This window comes from Actinokineospora auranticolor (genome assembly GCF_041897805.1).
Taxonomy (GTDB): Bacteria; Actinomycetota; Actinomycetes; order Mycobacteriales; family Pseudonocardiaceae; genus Actinokineospora; species Actinokineospora auranticolor.
Genome location: NZ_CP154825.1, coordinates 5,911,093 through 5,926,008, shown reverse-complemented (window position 1 = coordinate 5,926,008; position 14,916 = coordinate 5,911,093). Strand labels below are relative to the sequence as shown.

At 72.8% G+C, this 14,916-nt stretch carries 14 protein-coding genes; 1 reads left to right on the top strand and 13 read right to left on the bottom strand.

Annotated features, from left to right (window positions below):
- Nucleotides 1-170 precede the first annotated feature (170 nt).
- The 13 genes from V5P93_RS25860 to V5P93_RS25800 form a co-directional block, all read right to left on the bottom strand.
- Complete coding sequence (locus V5P93_RS25860) at nucleotides 171-1,847, bottom strand: class I adenylate-forming enzyme family protein (protein ID WP_104481085.1); 1,677 nt, start codon at nucleotides 1,845-1,847, stop codon at nucleotides 171-173.
- A 55-nt stretch (nucleotides 1,848-1,902) separates the two neighbouring features.
- Nucleotides 1,903-2,805 (bottom strand): prephenate dehydrogenase dimerization domain-containing protein, encoded by a 903-nt coding sequence (locus V5P93_RS25855; RefSeq protein WP_219824078.1) that lies wholly within the window; start codon nucleotides 2,803-2,805, stop codon nucleotides 1,903-1,905.
- Entirely contained in the window at nucleotides 2,802-4,868 is a 2,067-nt protein-coding gene (gene pabB / locus V5P93_RS25850; protein ID WP_104481084.1) for an aminodeoxychorismate synthase component I, read from the bottom strand. Before pabB ends, V5P93_RS25855 begins: the two co-directional genes overlap by 4 nt.
- 80 nt (nucleotides 4,869-4,948) lie before the next feature.
- Nucleotides 4,949-5,257 (bottom strand): chorismate mutase family protein, encoded by a 309-nt coding sequence (locus V5P93_RS25845; protein WP_219824077.1) that lies wholly within the window; start codon nucleotides 5,255-5,257, stop codon nucleotides 4,949-4,951.
- 131 nt (nucleotides 5,258-5,388) lie between these two features.
- Nucleotides 5,389-6,012 carry a DsbA family protein gene (locus V5P93_RS25840; protein WP_104481083.1) on the bottom strand — a complete coding sequence of 208 codons (624 nt, stop codon included), beginning with the start codon at nucleotides 6,010-6,012 and terminating at the stop codon, nucleotides 5,389-5,391.
- A gap of 165 nt (nucleotides 6,013-6,177) precedes the next feature.
- The gene (locus V5P93_RS25835) at nucleotides 6,178-7,419 is read right to left on the bottom strand and encodes a PLP-dependent aminotransferase family protein (RefSeq protein WP_104481082.1); all 1,242 of its coding nucleotides are present in this window, start codon (nucleotides 7,417-7,419) and stop codon (nucleotides 6,178-6,180) included.
- 18 nt (nucleotides 7,420-7,437) lie between these two features.
- Nucleotides 7,438-8,508, bottom strand: coding sequence for a histidinol-phosphate transaminase (locus tag V5P93_RS25830; RefSeq protein ID WP_104481081.1), 1,071 nt, complete (start codon nucleotides 8,506-8,508; stop codon nucleotides 7,438-7,440).
- A 15-nt stretch (nucleotides 8,509-8,523) separates the two neighbouring features.
- Complete coding sequence (locus V5P93_RS25825; protein WP_245931495.1) at nucleotides 8,524-9,798, bottom strand: MFS transporter; 1,275 nt, start codon at nucleotides 9,796-9,798, stop codon at nucleotides 8,524-8,526.
- Nucleotides 9,795-11,054 (bottom strand): ATP-grasp domain-containing protein, encoded by a 1,260-nt coding sequence (locus tag V5P93_RS25820; RefSeq protein ID WP_245931494.1) that lies wholly within the window; start codon nucleotides 11,052-11,054, stop codon nucleotides 9,795-9,797. The genes V5P93_RS25825 and V5P93_RS25820 overlap by 4 nt, the downstream gene beginning before the upstream one ends.
- A 3-nt stretch (nucleotides 11,055-11,057) precedes the next feature.
- Nucleotides 11,058-12,365: an acetyl-CoA carboxylase biotin carboxylase subunit family protein gene (locus tag V5P93_RS25815; protein ID WP_104481080.1), complete on the bottom strand. Its 1,308-nt coding sequence runs from the start codon at nucleotides 12,363-12,365 to the stop codon at nucleotides 11,058-11,060.
- A gap of 270 nt (nucleotides 12,366-12,635) precedes the next feature.
- Nucleotides 12,636-12,830: a hypothetical protein gene (locus V5P93_RS25810; RefSeq protein ID WP_104481079.1), complete on the bottom strand. Its 195-nt coding sequence runs from the start codon at nucleotides 12,828-12,830 to the stop codon at nucleotides 12,636-12,638.
- A complete protein-coding gene (locus tag V5P93_RS25805) occupies nucleotides 12,827-13,459 on the bottom strand; it encodes a hypothetical protein (protein WP_104481078.1) in 633 nt (210 codons plus the stop codon). The genes V5P93_RS25810 and V5P93_RS25805 overlap by 4 nt, the downstream gene beginning before the upstream one ends.
- An 83-nt stretch (nucleotides 13,460-13,542) precedes the next feature.
- Nucleotides 13,543-14,436, bottom strand: coding sequence for a hypothetical protein (locus V5P93_RS25800; RefSeq protein WP_104481077.1), 894 nt, complete (start codon nucleotides 14,434-14,436; stop codon nucleotides 13,543-13,545).
- A gap of 197 nt (nucleotides 14,437-14,633) precedes the next feature.
- On the opposite strand from V5P93_RS25800, the gene V5P93_RS25795 reads away from it, so the two are divergent.
- Complete coding sequence (locus tag V5P93_RS25795; RefSeq protein WP_104481076.1) at nucleotides 14,634-14,837, top strand: hypothetical protein; 204 nt, start codon at nucleotides 14,634-14,636, stop codon at nucleotides 14,835-14,837.
- Nucleotides 14,838-14,916: the final 79 nt, after the last annotated feature.

Genomic DNA, 14,916 nt, shown 5'->3' with positions numbered 1-14,916 from the left:
GCCGGGAGCCTCGCGCGGTCAGGGGTCGTGCGATCCCGCGGCGCGTCCGCGTCGCGGGGTGCGTTGTTCGGTTGTCGGGTTCACCTGGCCTGATTCTGTTGTCGGGATTCGGTTGTGGTGGTTCTCTTGTGGGGTTCTGTTGTGTGTTTTCGGTTGTGGTCGTGCCGTGCTCAGGATTCGAGCGCGGCGAAGGACTTCGGGTCGGCGGTCGCACCGTAGGCGGCCAGGTCGGCGTACTTGTCCCGCAGGTTGCGCTTGAGGACCTTGCCGGTGACGCCGACGGGGAAGTCCTCGTCGGTGCGGGCCAGGTCCAGCGCGCCCAGCGTGAGGTGACCGGCGCGGGCCAGTTCCTCGTTGGCCAGCGTCAGCAGCTTCACCGGGTCGGGGTCGGTGCCCGGCGCGGGCACCACCACGGCCACCGGCACGACCACGCCGTCGCGCCTGCCCGCCACCACCGCGGTGTCGACCACGTCGGGCACGTCGGCGAGCAGGACCTCCTCCATGAACACCGAGTAGCCGGTGCGCTCGGGGGTGACCAGCGCGTCCACCGTGCGGTCGACCAGGAAGTGGTCGCCGTTGCCGTCGCGGTAGCCGTTGTCGCCGGTCAGCCAGTAGCCCGACAGGCGGCTGCGGTAGTTGAGGTCGTGGTTGTCCCAGTACCCGGGGGTGATCGCCGGGCCCCGGGCGGCCAGCAGGCCGACCTCGTTGTCGTCGGCGTAGGTGCCGTCCGCGCGCAGGATCGTCACCTCGGCGACACCGACCGGCTTGCCCGCGCAGCGGTCGTTGCGCTCGGTGTCCACCGTGCGGATCTTGAGCAGCACACCCCAGCCCAGCTCGGTCGTGCCGAGGCGGTCGAAGAACGCCGCCTGCGGCTTGTCCGCGCCGCGCTTGCGCAGGATGTCCTTGATGTGCGCCTCGTGCACGGCGTCCCCGATGGACACCCACACGTTCACCGAGTCGATCGCGCCCGGCTCCATGTCGAGCGACGGGATCTCGGAGTACGCGTGCGCGAAGGACATGACCGCGGTCGGCTTGTGGGTGGCCACCGCCTCGACCAGTTCCGCACCGGGCCGGTCGAACCCGGCCGTGGTGCGCGCCCCCGCCAGCACCGCGTACACGGAGTAGGCGATGCAGCCCAGGTGCGACTGCGGGAGGCTGGTCATGGTCATCGCGCCGGGCAGTTCCTTGTGGTCGACCAGCCGGAACTTCGGCCCCGCCACGAGCGAGCCGTGGGTGTGGATGGTCGGCTTCGGCAGCCCGGTGGTGCCCGAGGAGTGCAGGATCGTGATCGGGTCCTCGTCGTTGTGCCGGAACCGCTGGTCGGCGGGCAGTTCCGCCTTCGGCGGCGCGGGCACGTCCTCGACGAGCACCGTCCACGCCAGACCGGGCAGGTTCGCGGTGAGGTCGGCCAGGACGTCCATCCTGGGCCGGTTCGCGTAGATGCCCATCGGGGTGGTCTGCTTGATCAGCGACTCGGCGATCTCCCGCGACGCCTTCGTGTTGATCAGCACCGCGATGGCGCCGATCTGCGCGAGGGCGTACAGGTGCACCGAGTAGGCGAAGGAGTCCTCGATCCAGATCGCGACCCGGTCGCGCGGGCCGACGCCCTGCCCGAGGTACCACACCGACCAGCTCTGCACGAGCTCGTCGAGCTCCAGCAGGCTGAACTCCTCCTGGGGCTCGCCCGCGGTGTTGATGACCGGCCGGAGTGTTCGCAGGAACGGCTGGTCCGGGGCCGGGCTCGCGGCGATGGCGGAGGGGAGCAGGTTGCCGCCACCGATGGTGGCGTCGGCGGCCACGGCGGCGCGCTGCTCGGCGGTGAGAACGGTCGGGGCGAAAGTGGTCATGGGGTGTCCTTTCCGTTGGGGATGGGGGAGACCCTGCGGTCGGCAGGGGAATGGCTCAGGGGCCGCTCGGCCGGGGCAGGTCGAACAGCCGCGCGCAGTGCGCGCCGTACTCGGGCAGCCGCGACCCCAGCACCGCGCGCGCGTCCGCCAGCAGGTCGGTGAAGGCGTCCTCGCCCTTGGCCACCGCGGTGTCCACCGCCCGCGCGCCCGCCGCCAGTGCCGTGCGCGCGGCGGCGGCGTGCGGGTTCGCGGCCTGGACGTCCCAGTAGACCTCGGGGGTGCCTCCCGCGATCCGGGCCAGCAGTGCCAGCAGGGTCGCGTGCGGCGGCGGGGCGATGGTCGCCAACTCGTCGGCGGTGACCCCCAGTTCGGCCAGGGCCGCGCCGAAGGACAGCACCGCCGCGTGGGTCAGCGCCTGGCTCGCGGCGGCGAGCCGGTCGTGCCGCTCGGCGGTCACCGGGACCACCCGCGCGCCCGCCGCCTCGACCAGCCCCAGCAGCGCGGCCCCGCGCGGGCCGCCGCGCGGGGCCACCGCGGCCACCGGTCGACCGGCGAAACCCAGTGCCGGGGCGAACATCGGGTTCAGCCCCAGGAGCTCCACATCGGACCGGAGGTCGGCGGTCGCGGCGGCGTACCCGGACTTCACCGACAGCGTGTCGACCAGCAGCGCGCCGGGCGACAGCGCCGCGGCGACCCACTCCAGCGCGGCCAGGGCGACCGGCTCGGGCACCGCGAGCAGCACCGCGTCCGCCGCGGCCACCTCGGCCGCGAGCGCGTCGTCCGGCGCGGTGATGTCGCCGGTGATCCGGTCGGGGCCGGGCGCGGTGTCCACCCGGACGACGCGCGCCCCGGTGCCCGCCAGCAGGTCGACGAACAGCCCGCCGACCGCGCCCGCCCCGCCGACCACCAGGCACCGCCAGTCCGCGACCGCGGCGGCGAGCCCGTTGAGCGGTGTCACGCCGCGTCCTGCGCGTCGAGCAGCGTCCGCGACGGCCCGGTGCTGCTCAGCGCGGTGTCGATGACCGCGGTGACCATCGCCCGCGACTTGACCGCCGTCTCGGCGAACTCCTCCTCGGCGTCCGACAGCGCGATGATCGCGCCGCCGACCCCGAAGCGGACCCCGGAGGCGGTGGCGACCAGGGTGCGGATGACGATGTTGAGGTCGACCGCGCCGCTGAGCCCGAACCAGCCGATGGCCCCGGAGTAGACCCCGCGCGGCCCGTCCTCCAGCCGGTCGATGATCTCCATGGTGCGCAGCTTCGGCGCGCCGGTCATCGAGCCGCCCGGGAACGCCGCCCGCACGCAGGCCACCGGGCTCTGCTCCGGCCGCAGCGTGCCGCGGATGGTGGACACCAGCTGGTGCACCGGCGCGTAGGTCTCGACGTCGAAGAGCTTCGGCACGTGCACCGACCCGATCTCGGAGACCACGTTGAGGTCGTTGCGGATCAGGTCGACGATCATCAGGTTCTCCGCCTGGTCCTTCTCGTTGGACAGCAGGTCGGCGCGCAGCGCGGCGTCCTCCACCGGGGTGGCGCCGCGCGGCCGGGTGCCCTTGATCGGCTTGGCCTCGGCGACCCGGTCCACGCCGATCGACAGGAACCGCTCCGGCGACGCGCACAGCACCGACACGCCCGGGAAGTCCAGGAACGCGCCGTAGGGCACCGGGCTGATCCGGCGCAGGTGCGTGTACGTGCTCAGCGGGTCGATGCGCACGTCGAGGCTGATCTCGTTGGTGAGGCAGACCTCGTAGCTCTCGCCGTGGTCGATCTCGTGGAAGCACTCCTTGATGCGCTTGAGGTAGCCGTCGTGGTCGTGCCGGGCGGCGGCGACGCGGCGCACCTCCGGGGAGGTCATGTCCAGCCACCGGCTCGACTTGCCGGTCTCCCCGGCGGCGCGCGGCGCGCCCGCGACCCGGTTGCCCGTGACCGCCAGCCAGGCCAGCGCGTCCGCGTCGTTCCCGTCGAGGCTCAGCGCCAGCAGGTAGGTCTCGCCCGCGACGTGGTCGACGGCGATCAGCCGGTCGGCGAACAGCATGGCCGCGTCCGGCTCCTCGGCCTGGTAGACCGCCTGCGCCCCGGACTCGGCTTTGAGCTCGTAGCCCAGGTAGCCGATGTAGCCGAGGTTGAAGTCGAAGGGCACGCCCTCGGGCGTCGGCACCGCGCGCTGGGTGAGTTGGGAGTCCAGGTACTCGAAGAACGGGGACTCCACAGTGGACGTACCGGTCGCGGACTCGACGGTCACGGTGCCGGTGGCGAGCCGGTAGCTCAGGTACTCCGCCAGCGGACCGGAACCGTCGCCGAGGAAGGAGAACCGGGACAGGCCGCCGATCACCGAGCTGCTGTCCAGCCAGAACGGGTGCTTGCCGCTCGCGTACAGGTCGCGGAACAGCGCCTCGGTGTCCGGCAGCGCGGAAACCTTGCGCACGTGCACCTGGTAGCCACTGCGGGCGTTGTGCGCCAGGGCCAGGTCGCGGAAGTTGGCGAGCAGCTCCCGGCCGAACTCGCTGCTGATCGACTCGGGGTGGAACTGCACGCCCCAGATCGGCTTGCTCCGGTGCCGCACCCCCATGACCAGCCCGTCGGTCCAGGCGATCGGCTCCAGGTCCGCGGGCAGCGAGTCGGCGACCAGCGAGTGGTAGCGGACCACCTTGAACGGCGACGGCAGCCCCGCGAACACGTCCACCCCGGTGTGCTCCACCGGGAACACCCGGCCGTGCACCGGTTCCGGCGCCAGGTCGACCGACCCGCCGAACAGGTGGCAGATGCCCTGGTGGCCCAGGCAGACCCCGAGCACGGGCAGGCCGCTCTCCAGGATGGCGCGGGCGCTGACCCCGAAGTCGGCCTCGACCGCGGGGCGGCCGGGACCGGGGGAGACGACCACGGCGTCGAACTCGTCCAGCGGGATGGCGTCGAAGTCCACGTCGTTGCGGACCACGGTGGGTGCCACGCCGTTGACCTCGCCGAGCAGCTGGTACAGGTTGTAGGTGAAGGAGTCGTAGTTGTCGATCAGCAAGGTGCGCACGGTGGCCGCCTTTCGCCGCGGGTGGGGCGGGTCGCTCGGGGGTTCGTGGGGAGTCTCTCGGTGGAGCGCGGATGGTCGACTTAGGACAGCGCGCCGATGACCTCGTCCTCGACCCGGCAGGTCTCGGCGATGACGAGGTCGTAGAGGCCGCGCAGGAAGTCCAGGTCGATGCCGTGCTCGGCGCCGTAGGCCGCGGCCCGGCGCTGCACGACGCCGATCCGGTGCGGCTGCATCATGGGCACGTCGTGCGCGCGCTTGTGCTCGGCGATCTCCACGCACACGCCGATGCGCCTGCGCAGGACGTCCAGCAGGTCGAAGTCGATGGCGTCCAGGCGGGCGCGCAGCGCCTCCAGGACCTCGGTGGTGGGGACGGTGTGCTGGGCGGTCACGACGGGCCCTCCGGTGTGGGTGCGCGACGAGGCCCCCGGCACGGAAGTCCGGGGGCCTCGTCGGCTCTTTGTGTGGTATTCGGTTGTGCTTTTCCGGGTGGTCCGCGGTGGTGACCGCGGGCATTCCGGGGTCAGCTGAAGTCGAAATCGCCCGTCCGGGTGCGCTTCAGCTCGAAGAACTGCGGGTAGCTCGCCAGTTCGCGGGCCGCGTCGAAAAGCCGGGCGGCCTGTTCGCCGCGCGGGATCTTCATCAACACCGGGCCGAAGAAGGCGACGCCGTCGATGTGGATGGTCGGCGTGCCGACCTCCTCGCCGACCGGGTCCATGCCCGCGTGGTGGCTGGCCCGCAGGGCCGCGTCGTTGGCGTCGGTGTCGGCCGCCGCCGCGAGCGACGGGTCCAGGTCGAGCGCGGCCAGCGCCTCGGCCACGACCGCGGCGTAGTCCTTGTCGCCGCCGTTGTGGATCCGGGTGCCCAGCTCGGTGTACAGGTCGCGCAGCACCGGGTCGCCGTACTTCTCGGCGGCGGCGATGGCCACCCGCACCGGGCCCCAGGCCCGGTCGCAGAACTCCCGGTACCAGGCCGGGATCTCCTTGTGCTCGTTGAGCACCGACAGGCTCATCACCCGGAACGACAGGTCGATGTCGCGGTGCTGCTCGACCTCGAGGATCCAGCGGGAGGTGATCCAGGCGAACGGGCAGGCCGGGTCGAAGTAGAAGTCGACGCGCGGGCGCCCGGCCGTGTCTTGGGCCGTCATGGGGAGGTCTCCTTGGTCGCAGCCGTTCGGTGTGCGGCTGACCATAGTGCTTTGCGGAAAGGATTCGCGCCGTGATGGCCGTGTGTCCCGCGGAAGTTCGCCTGATCGGCGTCCGGGCACACGGAAGTGGCTCGGGAAAAGCGTGACACGCCCGGAGGTGGGCCGTCAACCCCTACTGCCGTCAAATCCGGTTTCGTATTCGTCGGCGGCCGACTTCACGACTTCGGCCAACCGGCGGACCCCGATTTCTATCACCGCGGGCTCGGGAAAGGAATAGGACACGCGGAGGTGGTCGTCGCCACTGCCGTCGGCGAAGAAACCGGTACCCGGCACGTACGCCACGCCTGCCTCGACGGCGCGCGGCAGCAACGCTTTGGCCCGCACCCCCGCGGGCAGCCCCAGCCACAGGAAGAACCCGCCTTCCGGTACCCGCCAACGGGTCCCGGGCGGCATGTGCGCGGTCAGCGCGGACAGCATGGCGGCCCGCCGCTCCCAGTACAGCTCCCGCAGGCCCTTGACGTGGTCGCCCCAGGGCTCGGTGGACAGGTACCTGGCCACGGCCGCCTGGGCGAGGCTGGAGTGGCACAGCACGGCCGCCTCGGCCGCCAGCACCAGCTTCGCCGTCACCGCGGCCGGGGCCAGCGCCCAGCCGACGCGCAGCCCCGGCGCCAGGATCTTCGAGAACGACCCCAGGTACACCACGTCCGGCGCCATCGCCCGGAGCGCGCGCAACGGCTCGCCTTCCAGGCGCAGCAACCCGTACGGGTTGTCCTCCACCACCTGGACCCCGGCCCGCGCGCTCGCCGTCAGCACCTGCGCGCGGCGGTCCGCGCTCAGCGTGACGCCGGACGGGTTGGCGAAGTTGGGCACGGTGTAGAGGAAAGCCACCCGGTGCCCCGCCCGCCGCGCCCGCTCCGCCGCCTCGGCGACGGCCGGGCCCGAGAGCCCCGCGCCGTCGTCGGGCACGTGCCGCACGCGAACCCCGTGCGCGGCGAAGGTCGCCAGCGCGCCGACGTAGGCCGGTGACTCCACCAGCACCACGTCACCGGGGTCGGCGAGCACCCCGGTCACCAGGTCCAGCGCCTGCTGCGCGCCGGTGGTCACCACGACGTCGCGCGGGTCGGCGCGCACGTCCTCGGCGGCCATCACCGCGCAGATCTGTTCGCGCAGCGCGGGATCGCCCTGCCCGGAGGCGTACTGCAGGGCGGTGGGGTCGGTCGCCACCTCGCCCAGGATCCGGGCGAGCACCTGGGTGGGCAGCGCGTCCGCGGCGGGCATGCCACCGGCGAGCGACACCACCCCCGGGCGCGACGCGACCGCGAACAGCGCGCGGATCTCCGAGGCCAGCAGGCCCGCGCTGCGGCGCGCGAACCGGGGGTCTAACGCGGGTTGGTCCGTGGGGGCCATGGGGTTCTCCTTGGTTTATCAGCTGTGCGTGTACTCCCACGCCGCGGCCAGGAAGGCGTTGTTGGCCCGGGTGTCCCCTATGGACACCCGGACACCCTCGCCGGGGAACGCGCGCACGGCCACACCGGCCGCCGCGCAGGCCGAGGTGAACGCGGCGGTGTCCGCGCCCAGCCCGAGCCAGACGAAGTTGCCCTCGGAGGCCGGGACCGGCAGGCCGAGGTCCAGCAGGGCGGACCGGACCCGGCCCACCTCCTTGACGGTGGTCTCCACCCGCGCGGTGAGCTCGTCGCCCGCGCGCAGGGACGCCACGGCGGCGGCCTGCGCGATCCGGTTGACCGCGAAGGAGAGCCCGGTGGTGCGGGCGGCGCGCGCCACCCGCTCGTCCGCCACCGCGTAGCCCACCCGCAACCCGGCCAGGCCGTACGCCTTGGAGAAGGTGCGCACCACGGCCAGCGACGGGCGCCCGGCCAGCAGGTCGAGCCCGTCGGGGGACTCGCGGTCGCGCACGTACTCGACATACGCCTCGTCGAGCAGCACCAGCACCTCCGGCGGCAGGTCGTCCAGGAAGGACTCCAACTCGCGCCGGTGGACCACGGTGCCCGTGGGGTTGTTGGGGTTGCACACCAGCACCGCGCGGGTCTGGTCGGTCACGGCGGCGGCCATCGCGGTGAGGTCGTGCCGGTCGTCCCGCAGCGGCACGGGAACCGGGGACATGCCCGCGAGCCGCGTCAGCGTCGGGTACGCCTCGAACGACCGCCACGCGTACACCACCTGCCCGCCCGGCTCGGCCGCTGCGGAGAGCAGGTTGCCCACCACACCGACGGAACCGCAGCCGACGGCCACCTGCGCGGCGGGCACGCCGAGCGTGTCCGCCAGGGTGTTGACCAGTTCGGTCGAGGCGTAGTCGGGGTAGCGGTTCGCCCCGGCCGCCGCGGCGGCGATGGCCGCGGCGACCGGGGGCAGCGGCCCATCCGGCGACTCGTTGGCGCCCAGGAGGAACATCTCGCCGGACGGCGCGGCGACCTTGGGGCCGGGTCGGTAGGTCGGCATCGACTCCACGACCGGTCGGAGTCTGGGGTGGACGGTCATCTCGGTGTTCCCTTCTCAGGCCCGCGCGAGCGGTGCGGGGGCGGACTGGGCCGCCAGGACGGACCGGTACTGCGCGATGATCACCGCGCCGAGAGCCAGGTAGAGCGCGGCCATGCCCCAGGCGGGGACGACCGCGCCGAGGGTGACGCAGGCCGCCGCCAGGCCCTGGGCGACGCGGATGTTGAGGTTGTAGACGGCCATATAGCGGGTGCGGCTGTGGTCGGGCACCAGGTTGGCCAGCAGCGCCTGCTTCACCGGCACGCTCATCAGCTCGCCGATGGTGAACACCAGGCCCGCCACCATGAGCAGCCACCCGGTGCCGCTGACCGCGAGCACCGCGTAGCCGCCGACGAACAGCGCCGTGCCCAGGTACAGGCCGGTGCGGTCGGACACCCGCCGCAACAGCGTCGTGGAGAACAGCGCCAGCACGACCACGAGGATGGTGTTCTCGGCGCGCAGCACCCCGAGCATGCCCACCCCGTCGACCACCGGGGACCAGCCGACCGGCAGCAGCGCCTGGCTGGGGAAACCCGCCGCCAGGCGCACCGCGATGTGGTTGACCAGTTGGAACTCCACCGCGAGGGTGAGCGTTCCGGCGATCATCAGCTTGAGGAACACCTTGTCCCGCAACACCAACCGGTAGCCCGCGCCGAACTCGCGCAACGCCGCGGCGACCCCGGGCGGGCGGACCCGGTCGGTGTCGGTGTCCGGTTTCGTCTCGGCGATCAGGAAGTACGTCGTCGCCAGCACCCCGGCCGTGGCCGCCGCGGCGAGCCCGAGCACCAGGGCGAAGTGCGCGCTGTACAGCGCCGCGCCGAGCAGCGCGCCGATGGCCAGCGCCAGGTTCGTGGCCCAGAAGTTGACCGTGTACACGCCCTTGCGGATCTCCGGCGTGCTCAGGTCGACGATCATCGCGTCGTTGGCGGGCAGCGCCACGCTGGCCGCGAACTTGTTCGCCAGGTACCCCAGGTAGACGAGTAGGGAGCTGTCCACGGCGCCATCCCCAGCACCCTCTGCCACCGCCATCAGCGCGAACGTCACGGCGGCGGCGGCTTCGGCGACCAGCAGCGTGCGCCGCCGCCCGTGCAGGTCGGCCACGTGCCCGCCGACGAGCATGCCGACCACGCCGAGCGCGATGACCGCGATCAGCAGCCCGCCCGCGGCGGCGACGCCGAAGGTCAGCGCCAGGTGGATGGCCATGAACGAGGTGATCATCGAGTCGACCAGCCGGTTGACGAACCCGACGCCGACCCGGATCCGCAGACTCGGGTGCAGGTCCTTGAGGTTCACGCCGCCACCCCCACCCCGCCGACGTCGATCTCGACCGCGGCCAGCACCTTCGCGTCCACTTCGGACACGTAGCGCGCGGCCAGTTCGGCGGTCTCGGCGGACACGACCGCGTAGCCGTGCCTGCTCCGCCAATCCACCGTCTCCGGCACGGTGTCGCCGGGGGAGAACGGGAAGGACAGCTCGTCGACGAACGGCAGGGCCCGGATCGCCGACAGGTCGCCGACCGACCGCACCACCCCGAGCGGCAGCGCGAAGTAGTGGATCCGCGCCTCGTGGTCCCGGGTGCGCGCGGCGGGCGCGCGGCCCGCGAGCGCGGCGAAGACCGCCCGCTCGATGTCGATCCCGGTGGCCAGCTCGACCAGGCGCGGGATGCGGTCGCCGCCCAGCCGGGCCTGCGACTCGATCAACCGGGGGCCCGCCGGGGTCAGCTTGACCTCGGTGTGCGCGGGCCCGGACCGGTACCCGGCGGCGGCCAGCATGGCCACCACCAGCGCGCCGATCGCGTCGGTGTCGGCCGACGGCGGCGCCGGGTGCCGGTGCCCGGCCTCGACGAACAGCGGCGGCGGCCCCAGCCGCTTCGCGGTCACCCCGATGACGTGGTGCGCGCCGTCGACGCTGATCGTCTCGACGCTGAACTCCGGCCCGGTCAGGTACTCCTCGACCAGCACCGGCCCGGTGTAGCCGACCGCGTCGAGCCCGGCGCCCCAGGCCGCGAACGCGGCCCGGTCCCCGATCAGCTCGACGCCGCGGCTGCCGGAGAGCCGGGTCGGCTTGGCCACCACCGGCAGGTCGAACCCGTCGAGCAGGTCCGCCGCCGCGCGCCAGTCCGCCGCGTCCGCGTAGCGCACGGGGGAGAGGCCGCGCTCGGCCAGCAGGTGCCGCAGCGCCAGCTTGTCGTTGAGCAGGTGCGTGGCCTCGGCGGAGTTGACGCCGATGCCCAGCTCCTCGGCCACCCGGGTGGCCAGGCCCATGCTCTCCTCCTGCCCCACGTGGTAGAGCAGGTCTGCGCCGAACTCCTCGGCCGCCTCGCGCAGGGCGCGCTCGTAGGCCACCGGGTCGTCGAAGTCGGTCAGCCAGAAGCCGTCGACCTGCGCCTCGACCGTCTCGAGGTACCGGTCGGCCAGCCCACCGAAGATCCGGTACGCGGCCCGGCTGTCCCAGACCGCGCCCAGCCGGAAGCCCTCGGCCTTCGCTTTGGCCAGGTACGCCTGGTAGGGCATGACCATCAGCAGGTTGGTCACCCTGGGGTTCGTCACAGCTCAGCCCTCCACTGCGGACTTGGTGCGGATGGTGATCGCCGCGCGGACGCGGGCCTCGACGGCGTTGAGCTCGTCGACCGACGGCGCGTCGATGAAGAAGGTCACCGAGCGGTCGTCGGAACTGGTCAGGGGGCGCAGCACCGCGCCGCGGTCCTGGTGCACGTGCACCGCGCGCAGCGCCGCCGGGGCGTCGCCGGGCAGCGGCGCGGGCTGGTGCCACACGCCCGCCTCGCCGACCCACTCGGCGGTGACGCCGGGCCAGTCGACGACGACGTCCTCGAGCACGCCCGCGGGGTGCTCGAGGTAGACCTGCCGCGTGTACCGGCGCGGCGACGGGTAGTCCGCGTGCTCGCCCAGCGCGATCCGCAGCACCTCCGGTTCCAGCGGCTTGCCGGTGGCCAGCTCGTAGAGCGAGCACAACCCGTCGCCCGGCGGGCGGGCCGCGATCTCCATCAGCACCGGGCGCCCCTCGGCGGTCACCCGCCACTCCGCGTGCGTGATGCCGTCGCGCACGTCGAGCGCGTCGAGCACCCGCTGGTTGGCGTCGAGCAGCAGCTCCTGCACGTGCGGGTGGTCGCTGGGCACGGTGTGCGCGAGTTCGACGAAGAAGCGGCCACCGGAATCGTTGGTGTCCTTGCGCGTCACCGAGGCGAAGATCGCTTTCCCGTGTTGCACCAGGCTCTCCACCGAGTACTCCGGTCCGATGATCTTCTCCTCGACCAGGACCGTTTCGAACTCCCCGTAGCGGGCGAGTTCGGCGGCCAACGCGCGTTCGTCGTCCACGGTGACGACACCGGAGCTGGAGTGCCTTCCCGACGGCTTCACCACGGCCGGGAATCGCACTCCGGAGACGTCCTCCCCACCGATCACCACCCGTGGGCTGAATTCGGGGAGGTACCAGCGCTGCAGGTACTTGCTGCGGCACGCGCGGCTCGCGCGCAGCCCCGGTCCGGGGACGCCGAGCGCGTCGGCGATCAACCCGGTCGGCTCGACCATGGTCTCGCCGACCGCGTACGCGCCGACGATGTCGTAGCGCTCCCGCCAGGTCATCGCCGCGGCGACCGGACCCGACAGCAGCGACCCCTCGCGGCGCACGCCGCCCGCGACGAAGGCGATGTCCTCGACGTCGGCGAGCGGGTGGTCCGGGTCCCCCGTGGCCCGGTCCGCCTCGGCCCGCCAGTCGGCGGAGGTGATCAGCAGTGCCCGCAGGCCGCGGGCGCGCAGCTCGGCGAGGTAGCGCGGCGCCCGGCACACAGCCAGCAGCGACCCGGCGAGGATGAAGGCCCTGGGTAACGAGGGGTCCGGCATGGTGGTGCTCCAATGCGAATGAAACAGTCAGACTCACACCGCGTGCGCAGGGGTGTTCACGGCGATTGAACTGGCCGTAGGTGAAATGGGATCCGGGGCCGATACGCCTGTCCGCCTGCCGTGCGGGCAAAGCTGCGCCCCGAGAAAAGCGTGACATCCCGGGGTGCGGTGGTCAACCGTTTTCGACGGGAATTTTCCTCATTTTTCGAGCACCTGATTCCGGGCATGCGAATAGGGTCCTCCGAATCGGAGGACCCTATTCAGGCCGCGTCAGCTCGCTATTTTCTCCTGTTGTCCGCGCAGGATCTCGCGTAATTCGTCGAGGCTGTACTCCGCCTTCCCCGGTCGGCCGTACCGGGTGAGCCTGCCCCGGCTCGCCCACTTGCGGATGGTCGCCTCGGACACGCCCGCGGCCAGCGCCGCGAGCTCGGTGGGCACGGTCCGGCCCCGCGTGCGCTGCCTCACGCCACGCCCTCCGCGACCTCGTCGGGCTCCTCCAGCAGCAGCCACTGGCTCGCCGCCACGTGGTGGCCCGCCGCGCAGGACGCGCCGTGCGCCACCGCGTCCGAGCCCGCGCCGATGGTCGCGTAGACCGTCATGCCGCAGCCCGGGGTGCCGCAGGAACCCAGGTCGACGCGCTCGCTGGTGCTCGGGTCGAGCACCGCGCGGGCCGCGTCGGCCAGGTCGGTGATCTCCTCGGCCAGGTCCGCCGCCGCCTCGTGGGCCAGCAGCCAGTCCAGGTTGCGGTACAGGAAGGTGGACAGCACGTGCACCCGGCGCGACGGCGGGCGCTCGACGCCGAGCTCGTCGACGATCAGCGCCGTCCACGACGACAGCACGCCGAGCACGCTGGCGCGCACCGACACCGCGGTCGGGTTGAGCGAGATCCCGCCCGGGATCCCGCCGCCCTTGACCCGGACGACCTCCGGCCGCCTGCCCGGTGTCAGCGACTGCGCGCAGGACTCGTGCAGCCCGGGCAGTGCCCGCAGCTCGTCGCGCAGGGCCTGGCGGCACCGGTCGCAGCCGCGCAGGCCGGTCAGCGCGGATCCGGTGCAGGAAGGGGTGACGCGCAACTCGCAGGGGGACACGGACATGGTGATCTCCTCGTGGGTTCGGCGGTTCGCCGGGTGGACTGCCTGGGTGTGACTCAGCTGTCGAAACGCTGTCCCGCCGGTGGCTACCCGCGGGTGGGGACCCCGGGGCCGTCCGCCACGACGGCCCGTAGGACGTGGCCCGCGAGCAGGGCCTCGAACTCCGCCCCGTCGCCGAGCAGCTCGACGAGCAGGACGTGGTCGTGCTCGGTGCGGCCGGGGTGCTCCCCGGCCAGCACCTGCCCGAGGTCGGCGGCCAGGTGCGGGCCGCGGTGGCCCCTGGTCCGCCCGCCCCGGGCCGGGGTCGCGGTCAGCAGGTTCTCCGACCGGCCGAACGCGACCCGGTCGTCGGTGTAGATCTCGTGCACGCCGTCGAGCAGCGCGGCGGGCAGGTCGACACCGGTCGTGTTGACCAGCAGGGCGCCCTTGGCCAGCCGCGGCGCGTCCAGCCGGGCGCACCCGGCCAGCACCACCAGGTTGGCCCCGAACACCGCGTCGGCCGGGCTGTCGACCAGCGACAGCCCGATACCGGCGCTCTCCAGCCGGTCCAGCACGTCCCGCCCGGGGGGCGGGCACCCGACGGTGGCCACGGCGACGTGGCTGATGTCGGGCACGTGCCTGCGCAGCACCGTCAGCTGGATGTCCAGCGCCGGTCCCGAGCCGATGACCGAGGCGGTCACCACCCCCGGGGCCAGCAGGTGCCGGGTGGCCAGCGCGGTGAGCACCGCGCGCCGGTACTCGCGCAGACCGGCCGCGGGCAGCGCGCAGCGCTGCCCGCGCTCGGCGGACGCGAACTCGGCGACCTCACCGTCGGCACCGGCGCCGCCGGGCCCGAAGGTGAGGCTGCCCGCGGTGGCGGTCCAGCCGGTGCGGCCGGTGGACCGGGCGACGAGTGCCTCCGCGACCGACTCCACCGCGTCGACGTGCTCCACCGCGCGGCGCAGCTCGTCGTCGCCGAGCCGGATCGTCGGGGTCTGCATCGCGATCCCTCCCGTTGTTCGCTTGCGTCGTTTCCGATGCCGCGAACGTTGGTCGGCCCGACCTTCGAACGGCTTTCCGGCCGCTATCGGCGCGCCATGCGCGCACCGATGGCGCACGGAACGAGGACGGATGGCGACGAGCCCTGAACTGGTGTCAGCCCAGGGGAACAGCCCCCCGGAACACCACGGAGGTCCCGATGTCCGCCACCCGCAAGGTCACCGCCTCGGTCCTGATCACCTTCGCCGCCACCATCGGCTTCTCCCTCGCCAACCAGGGCACCGCCGCCGCGGAGGACACCCACTGGGGGATCACCACCACCCAGGGCGACGGCCCGGTCTGCCCGAAGGACACCCACTGGAGCACCGAGACCCTGGCCTGCGTCGAAGACACCCACTGGTGAGCCGCGTCCCGCTGGGGGAACACCGCACGCCACCGACCACCCGTCACCGATCCCGACGGTCCCGATGACCCACACTCTC